Source organism: Streptomyces brasiliensis (assembly GCF_014647875.1).
Classification (GTDB): Bacteria; Actinomycetota; Actinomycetes; order Streptomycetales; family Streptomycetaceae; genus Streptomyces; species Streptomyces brasiliensis.
This window is the reverse complement of sequence record NZ_BMQA01000009.1, coordinates 26,418-50,932: the sequence shown is the minus strand read 5'-3', so window position 1 is coordinate 50,932 and position 24,515 is coordinate 26,418. Positions and strand designations below refer to the sequence as shown.

20 protein-coding genes and 1 tRNA gene are annotated in these 24,515 nt (G+C 67.5%); 3 read left to right on the top strand and 18 right to left on the bottom strand.

Going from position 1 to position 24,515, the window contains the following annotated elements:
* Nucleotides 1-145: 145 nt before the first annotated feature.
* From tuf to IEZ19_RS16195, 16 genes are all read right to left on the bottom strand, one after another.
* Nucleotides 146-1,339 (bottom strand): elongation factor Tu, encoded by a 1,194-nt coding sequence (gene tuf, locus IEZ19_RS16270; RefSeq protein ID WP_189311910.1) that lies wholly within the window; start codon nucleotides 1,337-1,339, stop codon nucleotides 146-148.
* Nucleotides 1,340-1,495: 156 nt separating this feature from the next.
* Nucleotides 1,496-3,622, bottom strand: coding sequence for an elongation factor G (fusA, locus tag IEZ19_RS16265; protein WP_189311909.1), 2,127 nt, complete (start codon nucleotides 3,620-3,622; stop codon nucleotides 1,496-1,498).
* 39 nt (nucleotides 3,623-3,661) lie between these two features.
* Nucleotides 3,662-4,132: a 30S ribosomal protein S7 gene (gene rpsG, locus IEZ19_RS16260; protein ID WP_003992340.1), complete on the bottom strand. Its 471-nt coding sequence runs from the start codon at nucleotides 4,130-4,132 to the stop codon at nucleotides 3,662-3,664.
* Nucleotides 4,133-4,134: 2 nt separating this feature from the next.
* On the bottom strand, nucleotides 4,135-4,506 hold the full coding sequence (gene rpsL, locus IEZ19_RS16255; protein WP_003948652.1) for a 30S ribosomal protein S12: 372 nt from the start codon (nucleotides 4,504-4,506) through the stop codon (nucleotides 4,135-4,137).
* 331 nt (nucleotides 4,507-4,837) lie between these two features.
* Nucleotides 4,838-5,383 (bottom strand): DUF1707 and DUF4190 domain-containing protein, encoded by a 546-nt coding sequence (locus IEZ19_RS16250; protein ID WP_189311908.1) that lies wholly within the window; start codon nucleotides 5,381-5,383, stop codon nucleotides 4,838-4,840.
* A gap of 191 nt (nucleotides 5,384-5,574) precedes the next feature.
* On the bottom strand, nucleotides 5,575-9,474 hold the full coding sequence (locus IEZ19_RS16245) for a DNA-directed RNA polymerase subunit beta' (RefSeq protein WP_189311907.1): 3,900 nt from the start codon (nucleotides 9,472-9,474) through the stop codon (nucleotides 5,575-5,577).
* Between the two features lie 94 nt (nucleotides 9,475-9,568).
* Entirely contained in the window at nucleotides 9,569-13,054 is a 3,486-nt protein-coding gene (gene rpoB, locus IEZ19_RS16240; protein WP_189311906.1) for a DNA-directed RNA polymerase subunit beta, read from the bottom strand.
* 607 nt (nucleotides 13,055-13,661) lie between these two features.
* Nucleotides 13,662-14,045, bottom strand: a complete 384-nt coding sequence (rplL, locus tag IEZ19_RS16235) for a 50S ribosomal protein L7/L12 (protein ID WP_189311905.1) — start codon at nucleotides 14,043-14,045, stop codon at nucleotides 13,662-13,664.
* Nucleotides 14,046-14,156: 111 nt separating this feature from the next.
* The gene (gene rplJ / locus IEZ19_RS16230; RefSeq protein ID WP_189311904.1) at nucleotides 14,157-14,687 is read right to left on the bottom strand and encodes a 50S ribosomal protein L10; all 531 of its coding nucleotides are present in this window, start codon (nucleotides 14,685-14,687) and stop codon (nucleotides 14,157-14,159) included.
* 284 nt (nucleotides 14,688-14,971) lie between these two features.
* The gene (locus IEZ19_RS16225) at nucleotides 14,972-15,832 is read right to left on the bottom strand and encodes an SCO4651 family lipoprotein (protein WP_189311903.1); all 861 of its coding nucleotides are present in this window, start codon (nucleotides 15,830-15,832) and stop codon (nucleotides 14,972-14,974) included.
* A gap of 92 nt (nucleotides 15,833-15,924) precedes the next feature.
* Nucleotides 15,925-16,773 (bottom strand): SCO4651 family lipoprotein, encoded by an 849-nt coding sequence (locus tag IEZ19_RS16220; RefSeq protein ID WP_189311902.1) that lies wholly within the window; start codon nucleotides 16,771-16,773, stop codon nucleotides 15,925-15,927.
* A 151-nt stretch (nucleotides 16,774-16,924) separates the two neighbouring features.
* Nucleotides 16,925-17,650 carry a 50S ribosomal protein L1 gene (gene rplA, locus IEZ19_RS16215; protein ID WP_189311901.1) on the bottom strand — a complete coding sequence of 242 codons (726 nt, stop codon included), beginning with the start codon at nucleotides 17,648-17,650 and terminating at the stop codon, nucleotides 16,925-16,927.
* 85 nt (nucleotides 17,651-17,735) lie between these two features.
* Nucleotides 17,736-18,170, bottom strand: coding sequence for a 50S ribosomal protein L11 (rplK, locus tag IEZ19_RS16210; RefSeq protein WP_003998857.1), 435 nt, complete (start codon nucleotides 18,168-18,170; stop codon nucleotides 17,736-17,738).
* Nucleotides 18,171-18,348: 178 nt separating this feature from the next.
* Nucleotides 18,349-19,185, bottom strand: coding sequence for a transcription termination/antitermination protein NusG (gene nusG, locus IEZ19_RS16205; RefSeq protein WP_189312126.1), 837 nt, complete (start codon nucleotides 19,183-19,185; stop codon nucleotides 18,349-18,351).
* A gap of 89 nt (nucleotides 19,186-19,274) precedes the next feature.
* The gene (gene secE / locus IEZ19_RS16200) at nucleotides 19,275-19,562 is read right to left on the bottom strand and encodes a preprotein translocase subunit SecE (RefSeq protein WP_189311900.1); all 288 of its coding nucleotides are present in this window, start codon (nucleotides 19,560-19,562) and stop codon (nucleotides 19,275-19,277) included.
* 105 nt (nucleotides 19,563-19,667) lie between these two features.
* Nucleotides 19,668-19,740 (bottom strand) — tRNA-Trp (locus IEZ19_RS16195).
* A 259-nt stretch (nucleotides 19,741-19,999) separates the two neighbouring features.
* Here IEZ19_RS16195 and IEZ19_RS16190 point away from each other — a divergent pair.
* A complete protein-coding gene (locus tag IEZ19_RS16190) occupies nucleotides 20,000-21,226 on the top strand; it encodes a pyridoxal phosphate-dependent aminotransferase (protein WP_189311899.1) in 1,227 nt (408 codons plus the stop codon).
* A 124-nt stretch (nucleotides 21,227-21,350) separates the two neighbouring features.
* A complete protein-coding gene (locus tag IEZ19_RS16185; protein ID WP_189311898.1) occupies nucleotides 21,351-22,391 on the top strand; it encodes an adenosine deaminase in 1,041 nt (346 codons plus the stop codon).
* Here IEZ19_RS16185 and IEZ19_RS16180 read toward each other — a convergent pair.
* Both IEZ19_RS16180 and IEZ19_RS16175 read right to left on the bottom strand, forming a co-directional pair.
* Nucleotides 22,309-23,070, bottom strand: coding sequence for a hypothetical protein (locus IEZ19_RS16180; RefSeq protein WP_229840374.1), 762 nt, complete (start codon nucleotides 23,068-23,070; stop codon nucleotides 22,309-22,311). The two genes, IEZ19_RS16185 and IEZ19_RS16180, sit on opposite strands and share 83 nt — an antisense overlap.
* 24 nt (nucleotides 23,071-23,094) lie before the next feature.
* Nucleotides 23,095-23,712 carry a TetR/AcrR family transcriptional regulator gene (locus IEZ19_RS16175; protein ID WP_189311897.1) on the bottom strand — a complete coding sequence of 206 codons (618 nt, stop codon included), beginning with the start codon at nucleotides 23,710-23,712 and terminating at the stop codon, nucleotides 23,095-23,097.
* A gap of 121 nt (nucleotides 23,713-23,833) precedes the next feature.
* Between IEZ19_RS16175 and IEZ19_RS16170 the strand changes: the two genes are divergently transcribed.
* Nucleotides 23,834-24,466: an NAD(P)-dependent oxidoreductase gene (locus IEZ19_RS16170; RefSeq protein WP_189311896.1), complete on the top strand. Its 633-nt coding sequence runs from the start codon at nucleotides 23,834-23,836 to the stop codon at nucleotides 24,464-24,466.
* Nucleotides 24,467-24,515: the final 49 nt, after the last annotated feature.

Below are 24,515 nucleotides of genomic sequence, written 5' to 3'. Positions count from 1 at the left end.
AGGGGACAACGGGTCGTACGCGCCGAATAGTTTCGAACCCGCCGGACACTCCGGGCCGGGTCCGAGAACGCCGAAAGGCCCGTACGGCCGAAGTCGTACGGGCCTCTCGAAGACCTACCGGTTCAGTACCGGGGTCAGGTCAGGATCACTTGTTGATCTTGGTGACCTGGCCGGCGCCCACCGTGCGACCACCCTCACGGATGGCGAACTTCAGGCCCTCTTCCATGGCGATGGGCTGGATGAGCTCCACCTTCATCTCGGTGTTGTCACCCGGCATGACCATCTCGGTGCCCTCGGGGAGGGTCACGACGCCGGTCACGTCCGTCGTACGGAAGTAGAACTGCGGACGGTAGTTGTTGAAGAACGGCGTGTGGCGGCCACCCTCGTCCTTGGACAGGATGTAGGCCTGCGCCTCGAACTCGGTGTGCGGGGTGACCGAGCCCGGCTTGATGATGACCTGGCCGCGCTCGACGTCCTCGCGCTTGATGCCGCGGAGCAGCAGACCGACGTTCTCACCGGCCTGGCCCTCGTCGAGCAGCTTGCGGAACATCTCGATGCCGGTGACCGTGGTGGTGGTCTTCTCCTGCTTGATGCCGATGATGTCGACGGTCTCGTTGACCTTCAGGACACCACGCTCGATACGGCCGGTGACGACCGTACCGCGACCGGTGATCGTGAAGACGTCCTCGATCGGCATCAGGAACGGCTTGTCGACGTCGCGCTCCGGCTCCGGGATCGCGGTGTCGACGGCGTTCATGAGGTCCAGGACCGACTGCGTCCACTGCGCGTCGCCCTCGAGGGCCTTCAGCGCGGAGACACGCACGACCGGCAGGTCGTCGCCCGGGAACTCGTACTCGGAGAGGAGCTCACGGACCTCGAGCTCGACGAGCTCCATGATCTCCTCGTCGTCCACCATGTCGGCCTTGTTCAGGGCGACCACGATGTACGGAACGCCGACCTGGCGGGCCAGGAGCACGTGCTCCTTGGTCTGCGGCATCGGGCCGTCGGTGGCGGCGACCACCAGGATCGCGCCGTCCATCTGCGCGGCACCGGTGATCATGTTCTTGATGTAGTCCGCGTGACCCGGGCAGTCGACGTGGGCGTAGTGACGCGCCTCGGTCTGGTACTCGACGTGCGCGATGGAGATGGTGATACCGCGCTGACGCTCTTCGGGCGCCTTGTCGATGTTGTCGAACGGGGTGGCCTCGTTCAGCTCCGGGTACGCGTCGTGCAGCACCTTGGTAATGGCGGCCGTGAGGGTCGTCTTACCGTGGTCGATGTGACCGATGGTGCCGATGTTGACGTGCGGCTTAGTCCGCTCGAACTTCGCCTTCGCCACTGGGGTCCTCCTGTGGAGTGGTTCTGTACGCCTTACTTCATCGGCGCCAGGTGATCTTTGCTGTTAATGCCCGGGGCCCGGGGCAAACGCCCGCGTTTGCGGGTGTTTGCCCCTGGAGGCTCCGGAGTCAAGCCTAAAGCGTGGGAACGCGGTGCGTTACTCGCCCTTGGCCTTCGCGATGATCTCCTCGGCGACGTTCCGCGGAACCTCGGCGTAGGAGTCGAACTGCATCGAGTAGCTTGCGCGACCCGACGTCTTGCTACGGAGGTCGCCGACGTAGCCGAACATCTCCGACAGGGGCACGAGGCCCTTCACGACGCGGGCACCGGCCCGCTCCTCCATGGCCTGGATCTGACCACGGCGGGAGTTGATGTCGCCGATGACCTCACCCATGTAGTCCTCGGGCGTGGTGACCTCCACGGCCATCATCGGCTCGAGCAGCACGGGGCTGGCCTTGCGCGCGGCCTCCTTGAAGGCCTGCGAACCGGCGATCTTGAACGCGAGCTCGGAGGAGTCGACCTCGTGGTAGCCACCGTCGATCAGGGTGACGCGCACGCCGGTCATCTCGTAACCGGCGAGGATGCCGAACTGCATGGCCTCCTGCGCACCGGCGTCCACCGAAGGGATGTACTCCTTCGGGATACGTCCACCGGTCACCTTGTTCACGAACTCGTACGACGCGTCGCCGCTCTCGATCGGCTCGATCGCGATCTGCACCTTGGCGAACTGGCCGGTACCACCGGTCTGCTTCTTGTGCGTGTAGTCGACGCGCTCGACGGCCTTGCGGATCGTCTCGCGGTAGGCGACCTGCGGCTTGCCGACGTTGGCCTCGACCTTGAACTCACGGCGCATACGGTCGACCAGCACCTCGAGGTGCAGCTCGCCCATACCGCCGATGATGGTCTGGCCGGTCTCCTCGTCCGAGTGGACCTGGAAGGACGGGTCCTCCTCGGCCAGGCGCTGGATCGCGACGCCCAGCTTCTCCTGGTCGCCCTTCGACTTGGGCTCGATGGCGACCTGGATGACCGGCGCCGGGAAGTCCATGGACTCCAGGATGACCGGGTTCTTGTCGTCGGACAGCGTCTCACCGGTGGTGGTCTGCTTCAGGCCCATGACGGCGACGATGTCGCCGGCGCCCACCGAGTCGATCTCCTCACGCTTGTTGGCGTGCATGCGGTAGATCTTGCCGATGCGCTCCTTCTTGCCCTTGACGGAGTTCAGCACCGAGGTGCCGGACTCCAGGCGGCCCGAGTAGACCCGGACGAAGGTGAGCTTGCCGAGGTGCGGGTCGCTCATAATCTTGAACGCCAGCGCGGACAGCGGCTCGTCCTCGGACGGCTTGCGCTTGATGATCTCCTCCGCGTTGTTGACGGCGTGGCCCTCGATGGCCTCGACGTCGAGCGGGGAGGGGAGGTAGCGCACGACCGCGTCGAGCAGGGGCTGGACGCCCTTGTTCTTGAACGCGGTACCGCAGAACACCGGGGTGACCGTGGTGTCCTTGGACTTGCCGGACGCGATGGTGATGCGGCGGATCGCGGCGTACAGCTGCTCCACGGAGGGCTCCTCGCCCTCCAGGTACAGCTCCATGATCTCTTCGTCGTTCTCGGCCACGGCCTCGAGCAGCTTGCCGCGGTACTCCTCGGCAGCCTCGGTGTGCGTGTCCGGGATGTCGACGACGTCGTACATCTCGCCCTTGCTGGCCTCGGCGGACCACACCAGGGCCTTCATCGTCACCAGGTCGACGACGCCCCTGAAGTCCGCCTCGGCGCCGATCGGCAGCTGCATGACCAGCGGCTGAGCGCCCAGGCGGTCGGAGATCATGTCGACACAGCGGTGGAACTCGGCACCGGTGCGGTCGAGCTTGTTGACGAAGCAGATGCGCGGAACGCCGTAGCGGTCCGCCTGACGCCACACCGTCTCGGACTGTGGCTCAACGCCGGCGACGCCGTCGAACACCGTCACGGCACCGTCGAGCACGCGCAGGGAACGCTCCACCTCGACCGTGAAGTCGACGTGGCCCGGAGTGTCGATGATGTTGATGGTGTGGTCGACGTCTTCCAGCGGCCAGTGGCAGGTGGTGGCAGCAGAGGTGATCGTGATGCCACGCTCCTGCTCCTGCTCCATCCAGTCCATGGTGGCAGCGCCGTCGTGGACCTCACCGATCTTGTATGACACACCGGTGTAGAACAGGATCCGCTCGGTGGTGGTCGTCTTGCCCGCGTCGATGTGGGCCATGATCCCGATATTGCGGACCTTGGCCAGGTCAAGTGAAGTGGTAGCCATAAGGCTTCAGTCTTCTCTCGGTTCTCGATGGGGTAGCGACTACCAGCGGTAGTGCGCGAAGGCCTTGTTGGACTCGGCCATCTTGTGGGTGTCCTCGCGCTTCTTCACAGCGGCACCGAGGCCGTTGGAGGCGTCGAGAAGCTCGTTGAGCAGACGCTCGGTCATGGTCTTCTCGCGACGGGCGCGCGAGTAACCGACCAGCCAGCGCAGCGCGAGCGTGTTGGCACGACCGGGCTTGACCTCGATCGGAACCTGGTACGTCGCACCACCGACACGGCGGGACTTGACCTCGAGGGTCGGCTTGATGTTCTCCAGCGCGCGCTTCAGCGTGATGATCGGGTCGTTGCCCGTCTTCTCACGCAGGCCCTCCATGGCGCCGTAGACGATGCGCTCGGCGGTGGAGCGCTTGCCGTTCAGCAGCACCTTGTTGATGAGCGAGGTGACCAGAGGAGAACCGTAGACCGGGTCGATGATGACCGGGCGCTTCGGGGCGGGGCCCTTACGAGGCATTCTTACTTCTCCTTCTTGGCGCCGTAGCGGGAACGGGCCTGCTTGCGGTTCTTGACACCCTGGGTGTCGAGGGAGCCACGGATGATCTTGTAGCGAACACCCGGCAGGTCCTTCACACGGCCGCCGCGCACGAGCACGATGGAGTGCTCCTGCAGGTTGTGTCCCTCACCCGGAATGTAGGCCGTGACCTCGATGCCGCTGGTCAGACGCACACGCGCGACCTTACGCAGGGCCGAGTTCGGCTTCTTCGGGGTGGTCGTGAACACACGCGTGCAGACGCCACGACGCTGAGGGGAACCCTCGAGTGCGGGCGTCTTGTTCTTCTCGACCTTGTCCTGCCGGCCCTTGCGGACCAGCTGCTGGATCGTAGGCACTACTTCTCCGGTTTCTGTGTGCCGATGGGTACAGCTAACCTGGAACGTCTCCGACCCACGCGGTCGGGTGTGTCGAATCCCGCAGACCTCCGCCGCAAGGCGAAAAGGGCGCAGATTACGGTGGCCGGTCGCGGCTCGCGATGCGGTTGAAGGCACGCACGAGAGCCAGGGCACACCCCAGGCACAAGGTCTGAGCGTACCTACCTCATACGCTGCGGTCAAAACAAATGGGCGGCCCCTGCCCAGCTGCGCGAACCATGCCAAAACTCCGGCCCGCCGACGATCTTCGAATCCATGGCCGATGATCTTCGGCACTGCCGGTTCGCCCAGGTCAGCCCGGCGAGGCGGCCGCGGCCACGATGATGATCGTGAAAAACAGCGCCCAGCCGGCGATCGACAGCCAGCCCAGTATCAGCCCGGTCAGGGCGAGCGCGTCGCCGCCCTCACCCGTACGCCGGATCTCCGCGCGGGCCGAGTGGCCCAGGACGACCGCGGGGATGCCGGTGATGCCGGCGGTCATGACCGTGAGGACTCCGCAGACCATGGCGCCCACGGCCTTCCCGTTGGCCGGCGGGCGCGGGGCGGGCATGAAGGCCGCCGGGACGGCCGTCGGCGCGGCAGGAAGTACAAGAGCGACCGGTACGGGCCCCTGCGGGAGGTCGGCGACCAGCAGGGCCAGCTCCCCCACCGTGCGCGCCTGGTGCGCCCGCGCGACCCGCTTGTCGAACTCGTCCCGCAGCAGCCGCCCCTCGCCGAAGCCCGCCCTGAGCACGTCCACGGCGCGCTCCCGGTCGGCGTGCGACGCGAGCATCGACGAACCGCTCTGCCCCTGCCACGGCTGCCAGGGCTGCTGCTGCCACGGTGTCGGCTGGGACATGGGCACCTCCCCCGGGACCGCTCCCGAATACCGGCCTCTGTCACATTTCAACGCCCATTGTCCGGCATGGTTTCCTTCCTTCGCCTTTCCGCGCGCGGCAATTCGCGCGCCGCGCGCCGGAATTCACACGCCGGGTACGCCGAAGGGCGGTCACCCCGAAAGGTGACCGCCCTTCAACTCAAGCTGCTCGCTTACTGGTTGTACGGACCGTAGTCGTAGTCCTCCAGCGGAACGGCCTGGCCGGAGCCCGTGCCGAACGGCGAGTAGTCGATGTCGTCGTAGCCGACGGCCGAGTACATCGCGGCCTTGGCCTCCTCGGTCGGCTCGACCCGGATGTTGCGGTAGCGGGACAGACCCGTACCGGCCGGGATGAGCTTACCGATGATGACGTTCTCCTTGAGGCCGATCAGGGAGTCGGACTTGGCGTTGATCGCCGCGTCCGTGAGGACCCTGGTCGTCTCCTGGAAGGACGCCGCCGACAGCCAGGACTCGGTCGCCAGCGAGGCCTTGGTGATACCCATGAGCTGCGGACGACCGGAGGCCGGGTGACCGCCCTCCTGGACCACACGACGGTTCTCGTGCTCGAACTTCGAGCGCTCGACCAGCTCGCCGGGCAGCAGCTCGGCGTCGCCGGACTCGATGATCGTCACACGGCGCAGCATCTGCCGGATGATGATCTCGATGTGCTTGTCGTGGATCGACACACCCTGCGAGTTGTAGACCTTCTGGACCTCGCCGACCAGGTGGACCTGAACGGCACGCTGGCCCAGGATGCGCAGCACGTCGTGCGGGTTGGTGGCACCCACGGTGAGCTTCTGGCCCACCTGGACGTGCTCGCCCTCGCTGACCAGGAGCCGGGCACGCTTCGAGATCGGGAACGCCGTCTCGTCGCTGCCGTCGTCCGGCGTGATGACGATCTTCTTGGTCTTCTCGGTCTCCTCGATCCGCACGCGGCCCTGGGCCTCGGAGATCGGGGCGACGCCCTTCGGGGTACGGGCCTCGAAGAGCTCGACGACACGCGGCAGACCCTGGGTGATGTCGTCACCGGCCACACCACCGGTGTGGAAGGTACGCATCGTCAGCTGGGTACCGGGCTCACCGATGGACTGGGCGGCGATGATGCCGACCGCCTCACCGATGTCGACCAGCTTGCCGGTGGCGAGCGAACGTCCGTAGCACATCGCGCAGGTGCCGACGGCGGACTCGCAGGTCAGGACCGAACGGGTCTTGACCTCCTCGACGCCGCGGGCCACGAGCTCCTCGATGAGGACGTCACCGAGGTCCGTGCCGGCCGGGGCCAGCACCTGACCGTCGACCACGATGTCCTCGGCGAGGCAGCGCGCGTACACGGACGTCTCGACGTTCTCCGCCTTGTGCAGCACGCCGTTCGCGTCGCGCTCCGCGATGTGGAGCTTGAGGCCGCGGTCGGTGCCGCAGTCCTCCTCGCGGATGATGACGTCCTGCGAGACGTCCACCAGACGACGGGTCAGGTAACCCGAGTCGGCGGTACGCAGAGCGGTGTCCGCCAGACCCTTACGGGCACCGTGCGTGGAGATGAAGTACTCCAGCACGGACAGACCCTCACGGAACGACGCCTTGATCGGACGCGGGATCGTCTCGTTCTTCGCGTTCGACACCAGACCACGCATACCGGCGATCTGACGCATCTGCATCATGTTGCCTCGTGCACCCGAGTTCACCATCATGAAGATCGGGTTGGTCTTCGGGAAGTTCTCGTTCATCGCCTCGGCGACCTCGTTGGTCGCCTTGGTCCAGATCGCGATGAGCTCCTGCGTGCGCTCATCCTTGGTGATCAGACCGCGCTCGTACTGCTTCTGGACCTTCTCGTCCTGCGCCTCGTAGCCCTTGACGATCTCCTTCTTCGCCTCGGGGACGACGACGTCGGAGATGGCGACGGTGACGCCGGAACGGGTCGCCCAGAAGAAGCCGGCCGCCTTCAGGTTGTCGAGCGTCGCCGCCACGATGACCTTGGGGTAGCGCTCGGCGAGGTCGTTGACGATCTCGGAGAGCTGCTTCTTGCCGACCTCGTAGTCGACGAACGGGTAGTCCTCGGGCAGCAGCTCGTTGAAGAGCGCACGGCCCAGCGTGGTCTTCAGCCGGAAGCTGTCACCCTGCTGCCACTCCGGCTCGCCCTCCTCCTGCGCCGGCGGGGTCCAGCCGCGCGGCGGGATGGTGCCCACCGGGAAGCGGATGTCCACGCGCGCCTGCAGCGAGAGGTCACCGGCGTCGAACGCCATGATCGCCTCGGCCACGGACGCGAAGGAGCGGTCCTCGCCCTTCACGTTCCGCATCTCGCCGTCGGTGGTGAGGAAGAACAGACCGAGGACCATGTCCTGGGTCGGCATCGTCACCGGACGGCCGTCGGCCGGCTTGAGGATGTTGTTCGAGGACAGCATCAGGATGCGGGCCTCGGCCTGCGCCTCCGCGGACAGCGGCAGGTGCACGGCCATCTGGTCACCGTCGAAGTCCGCGTTGAACGCGGTGCACACGAGCGGGTGGATCTGGATGGCCTTGCCCTCGACCAGCTGCGGCTCGAAGGCCTGGATGCCGAGGCGGTGCAGGGTGGGCGCACGGTTCAGCAGCACCGGGTGCTCGGCGATGACCTCTTCGAGGACGTCGTACACGACGGTGCGGCCGCGCTCCACCATGCGCTTGGCGCTCTTGATGTTCTGCGCGTGGTTCAGGTCGACCAGGCGCTTCATCACGAACGGCTTGAACAGCTCAAGGGCCATGGCCTTGGGCAGACCGCACTGGTGCAGCTTGAGCTGCGGGCCGACGACGATGACGGAACGCGCCGAGTAGTCGACTCGCTTGCCGAGCAGGTTCTGACGGAAGCGGCCCTGCTTGCCCTTGAGCATGTCGGACAGCGACTTCAGCGGACGGTTGCCGGGGCCCGTGACCGGGCGGCCGCGGCGGCCGTTGTCGAAGAGCGCGTCGACGGCCTCCTGGAGCATGCGCTTCTCGTTGTTCACGATGATCTCGGGCGCGCCGAGGTCGAGAAGCCGCTTCAGGCGGTTGTTGCGGTTGATGACACGGCGGTACAGGTCGTTCAGGTCGGAGGTCGCGAAGCGGCCACCGTCCAGCTGCACCATCGGACGCAGGTCCGGCGGGATGACCGGGACGCAGTCCAGGACCATGCCCTTGGGGCTGTTGGAGGTCTGCAGGAACGCGGAGACGACCTTCAGCCGCTTCAGGGCGCGGGTCTTCTTCTGGCCCTTGCCGGTACGGATGATCTCGCGGAGCTTCTCGGCCTCCTCCTCGAGGTCGAAGGACTCCAGGCGCTTCTGCAGCGCCGCGGCACCCATCGAGCCGTCGAAGTACGTGCCGAAGCGGTCACGCAGCTCGCGGTAGAGCAGCTCGTCGCCCTCGAGGTCCTGGACCTTGAGGTTCTTGAACCGGGTCCACACCTCGTCGAGGCGGTCGATCTCGCGCTGCGCACGGTCGCGCAGCTGCTTCATCTCGCGCTCGGCACCCTCGCGCACCTTGCGGCGCACGTCGGCCTTGGCACCCTCGGCCTCGAGCTCGGCCAGGTCGGCCTCGAGCTTCTTGGCGCGGGCCTCCAGGTCGGCGTCCCGGCGGTTCTCGATCTGCTGCCGCTCGACGGAGACGTGCGCCTCCAGGGAGGGCAGGTCACGCGTACGGCGCTCCTCGTCGACGTACGTGATCATGTACGCCGCGAAGTAGATGACCTTCTCCAGGTCCTTCGGGGCGAGGTCGAGCAGGTAGCCCAGCCGCGACGGAACGCCCTTGAAGTACCAGATGTGCGTGACGGGAGCGGCCAGCTCGATGTGGCCCATCCGCTCACGGCGCACCTTGGCACGCGTGACCTCGACGCCACAGCGCTCGCAGATGATGCCCTTGAAACGGACGCGCTTGTACTTGCCGCAGTAGCACTCCCAGTCCCGGGTGGGGCCGAAGATCTTCTCGCAGAAGAGGCCGTCCTTCTCGGGCTTGAGGGTGCGGTAGTTGATGGTCTCGGGCTTCTTGACCTCGCCGTGGCTCCACTGGCGGATGTCGTCAGCGGTGGCCAGGCCGATCCGGAGCTCGTCGAAGAAGTTGACGTCGAGCACTATGCGTCAATCCCTCTCAGGGTTGTGAGTCTTTGGGTCTGATACGGGGGTCCTGGGGCCGGAGGCCTTCACAGGGAAGGCCTCCGGACTCCCGTCAGACCTCTTCGACGCTGCTCGGCTCGCGCCGGGACAGGTCGATGCCGAGCTCCTCCGCAGCGCGGAAGACGTCCTCGTCGGTGTCACGCATCTCGATGGACATACCGTCGCTGGAGAGCACCTCCACGTTCAGGCAGAGCGACTGCATCTCCTTGATGAGGACCTTGAAGGACTCGGGGATGCCGGGCTCGGGGATGTTCTCGCCCTTGACGATGGCCTCGTAGACCTTCACGCGGCCGGTGACGTCGTCGGACTTGATGGTGAGCAGCTCCTGGAGCGCGTAGGCGGCGCCGTAGGCCTCGAGGGCCCACACCTCCATCTCGCCGAAGCGCTGGCCACCGAACTGGGCCTTACCACCCAGCGGCTGCTGGGTGATCATCGAGTACGGTCCGGTCGAACGGGCGTGCAGCTTGTCGTCGACCAGGTGGTGCAGCTTCAGGATGTACATGTAGCCGACCGAGATCGGGTCCGGGAACGGCTCACCGCTGCGGCCGTCGAACAGCCGCGCCTTGCCGGACGGGAGCACCATGCGCTCGCCGTCCCGGTTCGGGATGGTGTGCTGCAGCAGACCCGCCAGCTCGTCCTCGCGCGCGCCGTCGAAGACCGGGGTGGCGACGTTGGTGCGCGGGGCGACCTGGTCGGCACCGATGGCCTGGAGACGCTGCGCCCACTCCTCGCCGAGCCCGGAGACGTCCCAGCCGCGGCTGGCGAGCCAGCCGAGGTGGATCTCCAGGACCTGTCCCGGGTTCATTCGGGACGGCACACCCAGCGGGTTGAGGATGATGTCGACCGGGGTGCCGTCCTCCAGGAACGGCATGTCCTCGATCGGCAGGATCTTCGAGATGACACCCTTGTTGCCGTGCCGGCCGGCGAGCTTGTCACCGTCGGTGATCTTGCGCTTCTGCGCGACGTAGACGCGCACCAGCTGGTTCACACCGGGGGGAAGCTCGTCGCCCTCCTCGCGGTCGAAGACGCGCACGCCGATGATCTTGCCGATCTCACCGTGCGGCACCTTCAGCGAGGTGTCACGGACCTCACGGGCCTTCTCACCGAAGATCGCGCGCAGCAGGCGCTCCTCCGGCGTCAGCTCGGTCTCGCCCTTGGGCGTGACCTTGCCGACGAGGATGTCACCGGCGACGACCTCGGCACCGATGCGGATGATGCCGCGCTCGTCGAGGTCGGCGAGGACCTCCTCGGAGACGTTCGGGATGTCCCGGGTGATCTCCTCGGGGCCGAGCTTGGTGTCACGGGCGTCGACCTCGTGCTCCTCGATGTGGATCGAGGAGAGGACGTCGTCCTGCACGAGGCGCTGCGACAGGATGATCGCGTCCTCGTAGTTGTGACCCTCCCACGGCATGAACGCCACGAGCAGGTTCTTGCCCAGCGCCATCTCACCGTTCTGGGTGGCCGGGCCGTCGGCGAGCACCTGGCCCGTGACGACGTGGTCGCCCTCGGAGACGATGACCTTCTGGTTGACCGAGGTGCCCTGGTTGGAGCGGGAGAACTTGGCCAGGCGGTACGTGATGTACGTGCCGTCGTCGTTGGCCGTGGTGATGTAGTCCGCGGAGACCTCCTGGACCACACCGGCCTTCTCGGCCTTGACGACGTCGCCGGCGTCGACGGCGGAGCGGTACTCCATGCCGGTGCCGACGAGCGGGGACTCCGACTTAATCAGCGGGACGGCCTGGCGCATCATGTTCGCGCCCATGAGGGCACGGTTGGCGTCGTCGTGCTCGAGGAAGGGGATCATGGCGGTCGCGACCGACACCATCTGGCGCGGCGAGACGTCCATGTAGTCCACGTCCTCGCCACCGACGTAGTCGACCTCGCCGCCACGGCGACGGACGAGAACGCGGGCCTCGGCGAAGCTGAGGTCGTCGTTGAGCGTGGCGTTGGCCTGCGCGATGACGAACCGGTCCTCCTCGTCGGCGGTCAGGTAGTCCACCTCGTCGGTGACCTGGCCGTCGACGACCTTGCGGTACGGCGTCTCGACGAAACCGAACGCGTTGACCCGGCCGTACGAGGCGAGCGAGCCGATCAGGCCGATGTTCGGGCCTTCGGGCGTCTCGATCGGGCACATGCGGCCGTAGTGCGAGGGGTGCACGTCACGGACCTCGAAGCCGGCCCGCTCACGGGAGAGACCACCCGGGCCGAGCGCGGACAGACGACGCTTGTGCGTCAGCCCGGACAGCGGGTTGTTCTGGTCCATGAACTGGGACAGCTGGCTGGTGCCGAAGAACTCCTTGATGGAGGCGACGACCGGCCGGATGTTGATCAGGGTCTGCGGCGTGATCGCCTCGACGTCCTGCGTGGTCATGCGCTCGCGCACGACGCGCTCCATACGCGCCAGACCCGTACGGACCTGGTTCTGGATGAGCTCGCCGACGCTGCGCAGGCGGCGGTTGCCGAAGTGGTCGATGTCGTCGGTCTCGACGACGATCGTCTGGCCGGAGTCACCGACCGTCTCGGTCTCGCCCGCGTGCAGCTTGACCAGGTACTTGATCGTCGAGATGACGTCCTCGACGGTCAGGATGCCCGCGTCGAGCGGGGCGTCCGCACCCAGCTTCTTGTTGACCTTGTAGCGGCCGACCTTGGCGAGGTCGTAGCGCTTCGGGTTGAAATACAGGTTCTCGAGCAGCGTCTGCGCGGCCTCACGCGTGGGGGGCTCGCCCGGACGCAGCTTGCGGTAGATGTCGAGCAGCGCGTCGTCCTGGCCCTGGGTGTGGTCCTTCTCCAGGGTGGCGCGCATCGACTCGTAGTCGCCGAACTCCTCGAGGATCTGCTCGGTCGTCCAGCCGAGCGCCTTCAGGAGGACGGTGACGGACTGCTTGCGCTTGCGGTCGATGCGGACACCGACCATGTCGCGCTTGTCGATCTCCATCTCCAGCCAGGCACCCCGGGACGGGATGATCTTGGCGGAGAAGATGTCCTTGTCGGACGTCTTGTCGATGCTGGAGTCGAAGTAGACACCGGGCGAGCGGACCAGCTGCGAGACGACGACACGCTCGGTGCCGTTGATGACGAAGGTGCCCTTGTTCGTCATGAGCGGGAAGTCGCCCATGAAGACGGTCTGGGACTTGATCTCGCCGGTCTCGTTGTTGGTGAACTCAGCCGTGACGAAGAGCGGGGCGGCGTACGTGAAGTCGCGCTCCTTGCACTCGTCGATGGAGTTCTTGGGCGGCTCGAAACGGTGGTCACGGAAGGTCAGCGACATCGACCCGGAGAAGTCCTCGATCGGGGAGATCTCCTCGAAGATCTCCTCGAGGCCGGACTTGGTGGGGACGTCCTGACCACTCTCCAGAGCCTCCTCGACGCGAGCCTTCCAGGCGTCGTTGCCGAGGAGCCAGTCGAAGCTCTCGGTCTGGAGCGCGAGAAGGTTCGGAACCTCGAGGGGCTCCTTGATCTTTGCAAAGGAAATGCGCAGCGGGGCGGTGCTGGCGCCGTTGTTCGTATTCGCGGTCGAGGCGTTGCGCGAGGCGGCCAAGAGGGGGTCCTTCCGAGGGCTCGGACTCACTACGCGCGTGCCGGCCCCTCTCCCGTGCACGGAGACAGGTTGTTCCTGAACTGGCGATAAAGCCAGGTCAGGGATGATCCGGTCGTCGGTGCTCAAGCGAGGGCATGCCCCTGGTGACGGGCAGGGGACAGCTAACAGGCAGCGCAAAGGGTCAGTGTAGCCACTTGGCACACTGATGTCCAGTGCGGGTTTTTTGAGACCCTAGTTGTTGTCAACGCCCTCGGCATGCCTGCCCTCAACGCACGTTCATACTGCCCTCTTCGTCGTCGATCCATGCCTCGGATTCGGATCGTTGTGACGACGCCCTGAGAATTGCGCGCTGCGTGCGGTTCGTCAAGGCCTCCCTTGCCCAAACCGGGTGCTGCGCTCGTCACTTGCAGCCTGCCACCAGGGGCGCTCGAGGCACGACGAAGATCACCATACCCCTCGCGACCGAGGGTGCAAGGCAGCCGCCGCCGGGCCCTCGTAAACGCCGAAGAGCGACCACCCGGATGGATGATCGCTCTTCGGTGCGTTCGCGTTACAGCCCTACCGGGCCGTGGTCGTCACGCGGGAGTCGCGAGGACTCCGAAGGGTCTTACTTGACCTCGACGGAGGCGCCGGCGCCCTTGAGGGACTCGGCAGCCTTCTCCGCGGCGTCCTTGGCGACCTTCTCGAGGACCGGCTTCGGAGCGCCGTCCACGAGGTCCTTGGCCTCCTTCAGGCCCAGGGAGGTCAGCTCACGCACGACCTTGATGACCTGGATCTTCTTGTCGCCGGCGCCGGTGAGGATGACGTCGAACTCGTCCTTCTCCTCGACGGCCTCGACCGGGGCGCCCGGGGCACCCGGAGCGGCGACGGCGACCGCGGCGGCGGCGGTGACGTCGAACTTCTCCTCGAACGCCTTCACGAACTCGGAGAGCTCGATGAGGGTCATCTCCTCGAACTGCGCGAGCAGGTCTTCCTGGCTGAGCTTCGCCATGATGGGCGATCCTTCCACTAATTCGGCTGGTGCCGGATGTACATGTCTGGCGGGCGTACGGTCGGCCCGCTGCGACCGTCGCGTCAGGCGGCGGTCAATGCGCGAGCCGAGTTACTCGGCACCGCCCTGCTCGTCCTGCTTGGCGCGAAGAGCATCCACGGTGCGGACGAGCTTCGACGGGAGCGCCTGGAAGAGCTGAGCAGCCTGGGTCTGCTTGCCCTTGAAGGCGCCCGCCAGCTTGGCGAGCAGAACCTCGCGGGACTCGAGGTCCGCAAGCTTCTTGATCTCGTCGGCGGACAGCGCCTTGCCGTCAAGGACACCGCCCTTGATGACGAGGTTCGGGTTGTCCTTGGCGAAGTCACGAAGACCCTTCGCCGACTCCACCGGGTCACCGGTGACGAAGGCGACCGCCGTCGGACCGTTGAACAGGTCGTCGAGCGTCGTGATCCCGGCCTCGTTGGCCGCAATCTTGGTCAGCGTGTTCTTCACCACGGCGTACTGGGCGTTCTCACCGAGCGAACGGCGCAGCGTCTTGAGCTGCGCCACGGTGAGACCCCGGTACTCGGTCAGCACGGCGGCGTTCGAGCTGCGGAACTGCTCCGTCAGCTCGGCCACCGCGGCAGCCTTGTCGGGCCTTGCCATAGAGCGTCGGCCTCCTTCCGGGTGATGAGACCGCTCGGAAGGGGCTGGGGTAAACGAAACGCCCCGGCGCAGGCGCACGGGGCGTAGCTCGACCGGCTGCTCGCACACTACGGCGGCGGGCTCCGGGAGCACTTCCACAGTCACCTGCGCGGGTCGTCCGCGTGTCAGCGGATCCTTCGGCCACCGCACCCTCTTGCGAGAGCACGGCAACGACCAGCGGTCTTTGGCTTCTGTAGGAGAGTACGGGAACGGGGTGCGGTCGAGCAAATCCGTCCGTACGGCGCTCAGCCCTGGGCCTGGGCGTCCTTCATCATCTGGGCCAGGTCGACGGTCTGGGAGGCCGGCGGGGCCTTCACGGTGACCGGCTTGTTGTAGTCGAGGAAGGTGATGGTCATGTCGAGCGGGCCGTTGCCGGTGTCCGAGTTCATCCGGAACTGCTTGGCGTGGTCGCTGCCGTCGACCCACATGTCCATCGTGATCTTGTCGGCGCCCATCTTCTCGTACTGCTGAAGGCTCTTCTCGCGGCTCTCGCGGGTGTCCTTGTCGCCGCCCTTCATGGCCTTGCGCAGCTCGTCGAGGGTGACCGTGCCCTTGTAGTGGGTGGTCTTGACGCCGTCGACGGTCTCGGTGCCGACCTTCTTCACGTCCTTGGAGCCGGTGAGGAAGGTGGACTCCGCGGCCGGGTTCTGGCCGGCCTGGCCGGCGCCCAGCGAGTCGGTGTTCAGCCCCTTGCCGGCGGCGCCCAGCTCGGACGTGCCGAGCTTCATCCAGCTCTTGCCGTCCATCTCCTTGGCGGCCTCGGCGCCGCCGTTGATGTAGAGCGCCTGGCCGACGAGGCGGACCTCCACCGGGTCGGGCGTCTGGGACGAGGTCATCTTCATGCTCATCGCCAGCGGCTTCATGCTCATCGCCGCCTCTCCCTTGACGGAGCCCGCGCCGGGCATCGTCCCGTCCATCCGGTACCGGAGCGACGTGATGCGCTCCGTCTTCTTCGCCGCCTTGGCGACGGCAGCCGCCGGGGTCATGGCCGGCGACTGCTCGTCGGCCCCCTTGGAACAGCCGACCGCACCGGCGGCGAGGAGCAGGGCGGCCAGCGAGGCGCCTGCGACCTTGGCCCCGCCCGAAACGCGTACAGAAGCTCTCATTGATTCCCCCCAAGGAAGACATGAGCCACTCACAGCAAGACCGCGTGAGCCTATCCCACGGGTGTGACAGCGGCTCCTGAATTCTCCCGGGGTCAGGAGGTGCTACGGGGTGTCGCCCCCTGCTTCGACAGCAGGTCCCTGAAGTCCTCGGTGTCGCTCGCCGGGGGCCGGGTGGCCGAGACCTTCGCGCCGTACTCGCTGTAGTACGCGGTCTGGCTGTAGGCGCCGTTCGCCGTCCGGCCCTTCTCGACCTTCTTGACGAGCAGGTCGCGGTCGTCGATCCAGATGTCGACGGTCTCCGTGATGACGCCGGCCCGGGTGAGCTGCTTCTTCAGCTCCCCGGAGGCCAGGCCGGCGACGTCCACCGCGCCTGTGTAGTGGGTGGTGTGCTCGCCCCGGACGGTCTCCTCGCCGACCTTTCTCACGTCGCCGGAGGTCAGCAGGAGCTTCACCGAGTGGTGGGGCGCGGTGGTCTGCATCTGGTTGCCGAGGCCGGCGAGGTCGGCGTACTCGTAGCGGATCCAGTGCTTGCCGCCCGCCTGCGCGGCGAACCTCTCGCCGACCTTCGCGTAGTAGGCGTCGGGCAGATAGCGGGCCTCCATCGAGGTCGTACCGAGCTTGCGCATCAGGTCGGCCGTCGTGCCGCCGGTGTAGGCGATGGTGACGGTGCCCGTCGTGCCGTCGCTCCAGCCGAGGACGCCGTTCGCCGTCATGGACAGGTCGGAGCCCATGGTCGTGGTGGAGCGGACCCTGGCCGACTCCGCGTCGTCGGTGCGCTTCTCGGCACTGCGCAGGGCCGCGACGACGCCGGCGTGCGGCGTGCCTCTGCCGGACGTGCCGGAGGCCCCGGAGGAACCGGAGGAGGTGCAGGCGCCCGTCCCCGAGAGCGCGATCGTCACCGCGATCGTGAGGGCGCCGCGGCGCACGGTCGTGCTCTTCATACGTCCCACCCCTATGCGACTGCTGTGTTCGCACGCTAACGCAGGGCATGGACGTACACCGGAAAAGGCACGGGCCCCGCAACCTCGGAAGGTTGCGGGGCCCGTGCTCCGCATCGCGTCCCTGACGCGGCTACCGGAGTGAGCGCACGGCTCAGACGGCGGCCGGGTCCTCCTCGACGAGGAGGTTGCGGGTGCGGTTGGAGTCGACCGGAATGCCGGGGCCCATCGTGGTGCTGATGGCGGCCTTCTTGATGTAGCGACCCTTGGCGGCGGACGGCTTCAGACGGAGGATCTCCTCCAGCGCGGCGCCGTAGTTCTCCACCAGCTTGGTGTCGTCGAACGACGTCTTGCCGATGATGAAGTGCAGGTTCGAGTGCTTGTCGACGCGGAACTCGATCTTGCCGCCCTTGATGTCGTTGACGGCCTTGGCCACGTCGGGGGTGACGGTGCCGGTCTTCGGGTTCGGCATCAGACCACGCGGACCGAGGACGCGGCCGAGGCGGCCGACCTTGCCCATGAGGTCCGGGGTGGCGACGACGGCGTCGAAGTCCAGACGGCCCTTCGAGACCTCGTCGATCAGCTCGTCGGCGCCGACGATGTCGGCGCCCGCGGCACGCGCGGCCTCGGCACGGTCACCGGTCGCGAAGACCAGGACCCGGGCGGTCTTACCGGTGCCGTGCGGAAGGTTCACGGTGCCACGGACCATCTGGTCGGCCTTGCGCGGGTCGACACCCAGACGGAAGGCGACCTCGACGGTGCCGTCGAACTTGGTCGTGGAGGTCTCCTTGGCGAGACGGACGGCCTCGAGCGGGGCGTACAGCTTCTCCCGGTCGATCTTGGCGTCCGCAGCGCGGAGAGCCTTGCTGCGCTTGCTCACAACTTGCTCCTGTGTGTTCTGAAAGGAGTCGTGGTGTACGGGCCGAGCAGGCCCTGCCACGGTTCTTCTGCTTACGGGGTTGAGGTCAGCCCTCGACCGTGACGCCCATGGAGCGCGCGGTACCGGCGATGATCTTCGCGGCGGCGTCCAGGTCGTTGGCGTTGAGGTCGGGCAGCTTGGTCTGGGCGATCTCGCGGACCTGCGCCTCGGTGATCTTGGCGACCTTGGTCTTGTGCGGCTCGCCCGAGCCCTTCTCGATGCCCGCGGCCTTGAGGATCATCTTGGCGGCCGGCGGCGTCTTGGTGATGAAGGTGAAGGAACGGTCCTCGTAGACCGTGATCTCCACCGGGATGACCCAACCGCGCTGCGACTCGGTCGCGGCGTTGTAGGCCTTGCAGAACTCCATGATGTTGACGCCGTGCTGACCCAGCGCGGGGCCGACCGGCGGAGCCGGGTTGGCGGCACCGGCCTGGATCTGGAGCTTGATGAGCCCCGTGACCTTCTTCTTCTTGGGAGGCATAGCTCTCCGGGTCCTTTCGATCGAAGTGTGCCCCCGCCCGGGTCGCGTCCCGGATGAAGGCATACCGCACAACGATAACGGGTATAGATGCGCGGCCAAAAACCGAGCAGGTCAGACTGGCTACGAGAGCCCGTCTGACCTGCTCGGAAGAGGTGGTTCCAGAAGAAGCCGGTGCCGGCTAGTTCTTCTGGATCTGGTCGAAGGAGAGTTCCACCGGCGTCTCGCGGCCGAAGATCTCCACCAGGCCCTTGACCTTCTTGGAATCGGGGTTGATCTCGTTGATCGTGGCCTGGAGCGTGGCGAACGGGCCGTCCGTGACGGTGACCGAGTCGCCGACCTCGAAGTCCAGCACCTGGACCTCGACCTTGCGCTGCGGCGCGGGCTTGCCCTCGGCCTCGGCGGCCTCGCGGGCGGCCTTCTCCTCCGCCTCCGGGGCGAGCATCTTGACGATCTCGTCCAGGGTCAGCGGGTAGGGATCGTAGGCGTTGCCGACGAAGCCGGTGACGCCGGGGGTGTTGCGGACGACGCCCCAGGACTCGTTGGTCAGGTCCATGCGGACCAGGACGTAACCCGGCAGCTTGTTCTGCTTGATCGTCTTGCGGTCGCCGTTCTTGATCTGGACGACCTCTTCCTGCGGCACCTCGGCCTGGAAGATGTAGTCCTCGACGTTCAGCGAGACGGCGCGCTGCTCCAGGTTGGTCTTCACGCGGTTCTCGTAGCCGGCGTACGTGTGGATGACGTACCACTCGCCGGGCAGCGAGCGCAGCTCCTCGCGCAGGGCCTGGACGGGGTCGACGGGCTCCGCAGGCTCGGCCGGCTCTTCCTCGGCCGCCTCGATCTCGTCGTCGGTCACGACCTGGAGAGCAGCCTCCTCGGCCGGCTCCCCCGCCTGAGCGTCCTCAGCCTCGAGTTCGTCCTGCTCGTCCGCGCCCTCGACGATGTCGAGCTCGTCATGCACGGACTCGGCTGCGTCCTCGCGACGCTCGACGGCGTCGTTCAGGTTCGGGTCAGACACGTCAGACACGATGGCTGCTTCTTCCTGGATACATAGGGGTGGAACATGCGAAAACGGGCGCCGGTACCACGGCGCCCTTCGCTCTTGGCTCAGCCGAAGACGTACTTGGCCGCGTGGTTGAGCCCATAGTCAATCACGGTCACCAGCGCGATCATGATGGCGACGAAGAAGATCACCACGGTGGTGTACGACGTCAGCTGATTGCGAGCCGGCCAGACGACCTTGCGGAGTTCCGCGATGATCTGGCGATAGAAGATCGCAAGACGCTTCAGCGGGCCCTTCTTGGCGCGCTTACCACCCTTACGGGTCCTCTTCTTGGACTCCGCCACCTCGTCCTGCGCATCAGGCGTGTCGATGGAGCCCACGGCGTCCGTCATGCGTCCTCACCTGATCCCGGGTCGTGGCCGTGCCGCGCCCGGTTTGAGCCGCACGGCAGTGCAATGCTGTACGTACATGCGCACACATCCTGGCGGTGTGTGTAGCAGGGCCGGAGGGACTTGAACCCCCAACCGCTGGTTTTGGAGACCAGTGCTCTACCAATTGAGCTACGACCCTTTGTGTGTACCCCAACGTACCGCATCCGACCGGGTGCTCGGTGTGCACCGGCCTAAGACGGCGGCTGGAGGCCAACGAGGTGAGAGTGTACGTGGTCCGCGGCTCGGCGTCGAACAGAAAGTGCCCGCACAGGCTCTCCGTAGGGAAGATCGTCCTGGCCGGTGGCCGGTTCCGGACGCTTGTTCACGGACCGACCCATTGCTGTTCAGTCTGTGAAACCCGCGTGCCGGGGAGATTTCCAGTCTGAAACGATGGGCTCATGAGCGCTGCAACCCCTCCCACCGAGCGCCGGGTCTCCGCCCGAGTCGGCGCGATCTCCGAGTCCGCCACCCTCGCCGTGGACGCCAAGGCCAAGGCCCTCAAGGCCGCCGGGCGTCCGGTGATCGGCTTCGGCGCCGGTGAGCCCGACTTCCCGACCCCGGACTACATCGTCGAAGCCGCGATCGAGGCCTGCAAGAACCCGAAGTACCACCGCTACACGCCGGCCGGCGGTCTGCCGGAGCTGAAGGCCGCGATCGCCGCGAAGACGCTGCGCGACTCGGGCTACGAGGTCGACGCGTCGCAGGTCCTGGTCACCAACGGCGGCAAGCAGGCCATCTACGAGGCCTTCGCCGCGATCCTGGACCCGGGCGACGAGGTGATCGTCCCGGCGCCGTACTGGACGACGTACCCGGAGTCGATCCGGCTGGCCGGCGGTGTCCCGGTGGCGGTCGTCGCCGACGAGACCACCGGCTACCGGGTGAGCGTGGAGCAGCTGGAGGCCGCGCGCACGGAGAAGACGAAGGTCGTGCTGTTCGTCTCCCCCTCGAACCCGACCGGCGCCGTCTACTCCGAGCAGGAGGCCGAGGCGATCGGCCGCTGGGCCGTCGAGCACGGCCTGTGGGTCCTGACGGACGAGATCTACGAGCACCTCGTCTACGGCGACGCGAAGTTCACCTCGCTGCCGGCGCTCCTGCCCGCGCTGCGCGACAAGTGCATCGTGGTCAACGGTGTGGCGAAGACGTACGCCATGACCGGCTGGCGTGTGGGCTGGCTCATCGGCCCGAAGGACGTCGTCAAGGCCGCGACGAACCTCCAGTCGCACGCCACGTCGAACGTCTCGAACGTCGCCCAGGTCGCCGCCCTGGCCGCCGTCTCCGGCGACCTGGACGCGGTCGCGAAGATGCGCGAGGCCTTCGACCGGCGCCGCCGGACGATCGTGCGGATGCTCAACGAGATCGACGGCGTGATCTGCCCGGAGCCCGAGGGCGCGTTCTACGCGTACCCGTCGGTGAAGGCACTGCTCGGCAAGGAGATCCGCGGCAAGCGCCCGCAGAACTCGGTCGAGCTGGCCGCGCTGATCCTGGAGGAGGCCGAGGTCGCGGTCGTCCCGGGCGAGGCCTTCGGCACCCCGGGCTATCTGCGGCTGTCGTACGCGCTCGGTGACGAGGACCTCGTCGAGGGCGTGAGCCGGATCCAGAAGCTGCTCGCGGAGGCGCGGGACTGACGTCCGCCTCCGGCACGGGGGTCACCTACGGATTGGCGTAGGTGACCCCGTCCCTTTGTGCGAGCAAGACCACGTTCGGGGAATCCGCTTCCGGGTCGGCGGGGACGTGCGGCAGGATCCTGGGATGGAGCGTGTACGTGATGTCTCTGAGCTGCCGAAAGCCCATCTCCACCTGCACTTCACCGGGTCGATGCGACCCACCACCCTGCTGGAGCTGGCCGACAAGTACGGCGTGCGTCTGCCCGAGGTCCTGACGGACGCGCTGACCAGCGGGGAGCCTCCGAAGCTGCGGGCCACGGACGAGCGGGGCTGGTTCCGCTTCCAGCGGCTGTACGACGCGGCGCGCTCCTGCCTCCGGGCCCCGGAGGACATCCAGCGGCTGGTCAGGGAGGCCGCGGAGGAGGATCTGCGGGACGGATCGCGCTGGCTGGAGATCCAGGTGGACCCGACTTCGTACGCGTCCAGGCTGGGCGGGCTCATCCCGGCCCTCGAGATCATCCTGGACGCGGTGGAGACGGCCTCGCGGGACACCGGGCTCGGGATGCGGGTCCTGGTGGCGGCCAACCGCATGAAGCACCCGCTGGACGCCCGCACGCTGGCCCGCCTCGCGGTGCGGTACGCGGACCGGGGTGTGGTCGGCTTCGGGCTGTCCAACGACGAACGCCGCGGCATGGCGCGGGACTTCGACCGGGCGTTCGCCATCGCCCGGGACGGCGGCCTGCTCGCGGCCCCGCACGGCGGCGAGCTGACCGGTCCGGCGTCGGTGCGCGACTGCCTGGACGACCTGCACGCCTCGCGGATCGGGCACGGGGTGCGCGCGGCCGAGGACCCGCGGCTGCTGAAGCGGCTGGCGGACCGGGGCGTGACGTGCGAGGTGTGCCCGGCGTCGAACGTGGCGCTGGGCGTGTACGAGAAGCCGGAGGACGTGCCGCTGCGGACTCTGTTCGAGGCGGGTGTCCCGATGGCCCTCGGCGCCGACGACCCGCTCCTGTTCGGCTCCCGGCTGGCCGCGCAGTACGAACTCGCCCGCCGCCACCACGACTTCACGGACGCGGAGCTGGCCGAGCTGGCCCGGCAGTCGGTCAGGGGGTCGGCGGCGCCGGAGGACGTACGGGCGGAACTGCTGGCCGGCGTCGACGACTGGCTCGTTCACCCGGTGGTCTGAGACCGGCCCGTTCGCCCGGCCGCCTGAAGTGCGCGTAGGGCGGATACGGCTTGAAGCAGACCAGCACCTCGACAGGGTGTCCGCCGCCGGGCGCGTCGGCCAGCGGAAGGCCTGTCATGTACGCCAGGCGTCCCTCGGCGACCCGCTTCTGGCGCGGCCCCCAGCCCGCCGCGTACGCGAAGGACATCGCGGCCTCAGCGAAGACCTCCCGGCCCCCCAGGAGGACCAGCGTGCGGGCGTGCGTCGTGTGCCGCAGGTCGTCCCGGCGGTCCGAGCGCGGCCCGCGCTCGCGCCAGGCCGCCGCGTCCCGCGCGGTGCGGGCCTCGTCGGTGCGGACGGTGAGCGGGGTACCCGGGCCGCCGAGCGTGCGGCGCAGCGCGGGCCACTTGCTGGGGCGCAGGCCGTAGGAGCGGTGGGCCAGGACGAGATCGACCAGTTCGCCGGTGCCTTCGTCCGGCGGGACGCCGTCGCGCAGCGGCACGTGGACGATCGTGTGCCGTGAGTAGGCGGCGAACGAGAACAGGCCCGCGAGCCGGTTCAGCCCGTCGTGGTCGCCGAAGAGCAGGCCGATGGGTTCCGGGGAGCGCAGTGAGGTGTGGCGCAGCGGCTGCCACGGCTGGACGACGCGGTGCTCGTGGGGACCGGTCCTGGGCCTGAACTCGCGCAGTCTCAGGCGCATGCGGGACGCCTCATGCGCTCAGGGTCACGGTGTGGCGTGGTCCGCGGCAACGGAGATTCCGCCCAGCAGGGTCCGGGCGATACGGCGGGCGAAGTCGTCGACCGGGGGGCGCTGCCCGGTGTCCGCTGCATCGTAGGCGAACGCGCGCTGGGCGCAGGCGCCGAGCAGGAGGGAGGCGGCGGCGAAGGTGTCGGCATCTGGGCGGACACGGCCGGCCTTCTGCTCGGCGCGGAGGTAGGCGTCCAGGCCCCGGATCGGCATGTGCGGTCCCGAGCCCATCTGCCGCATCGCCTCGTCGTGACGCCGCTTCAGCTGGGTCTCGGCGTACAGGGAGGCCCCGATCGGGAAACTCTGCTCGTAGAACAGGGCGGCCTGGCGGGCGATCTCGGTGAGGTTGTCCTCCAGCGTGCCCTGCCCGGGTTCGGCCGCGAGGCTGCTGAGCAGGGGGGTCAGACGGGGCAGCCGCTCGGCGAGCACCCGGACGAACAGTTCCTCCTTGCTCGGGAAGTACTTGTAGAGCGCGGCCTCGGAGCAGCCGGCCGCCTTGGCGATCTCCTTGGTGGTGGCGCGGGCGAGGCCGATGGTGAGCATCAGCTCGTGGGCGGCGTCGAGGATGCGGACACGGGCCGGTTTCTGCTCCATGGCGTCCAAGGATTTCATGGCTGCCCCGACCGGGCTTGACGAGTGGGTGAGTGCTTACCCACTCTGGGAGCCAGAGGGGTGAGTGAACGCTCACCCACCCATGGGAGCTCGGGAGTACGCCATGCACCTCACCGTCTTCGGCGCCACCGGCGGCATCGGCCAGGAGATCGTCCGGCAGGGGCTCGCCGCGGGCCACAGGGTCACGGCGGTCGTCCGGGACCCGGCCCGGCTGACCGTGACCGGCACCGGCCTGGAGGTCTTCCGCGCCGACCTGACCGACCCGGCGGCCGTCCGCCCCGCCGTCGCGGGCCGGGACGCGGTGCTGTCCGGGCTGGGGGCGCGCAGCCGCAAGGACGCGGGTGTCGCGGCCCGGCTGACCCGTACGGTCCTGGCGGCCATGGAGGCGGAGGGTGTACGGCGGCTGCTCGTGGTGAGCGCCGGTCCGGTCGGCCCCGAGCCGGAGAACGACGGCTTCCTCGACCGCACCGCGCGGGGTGTCGTCTCGGCGCTGCTCAAGGACGTGTACGCGGACCTGCGGGAGATGGAGGCCGAGCTGGCGCGCAGCGGCACGGACTGGACGTCCGTACGGCCGCCGCGCCTGCAGGACAAGCCCGTCACCGGCAGGTACCGCACGGTCGTCGAGGGCTTTCCGCCCAAGGGCCGTTTCATCGCCCGCGCGGACGTGGCCCACGCGATGCTGGCGATGATCGACGATCGGGGGACGGTCGGCCGGGGGGTGGGGGTGGCGTACTAGGGGGTCGCGTTTCCGGGGGTTCCCTCGGGCTCGCGCTCCTGGTGGCCGG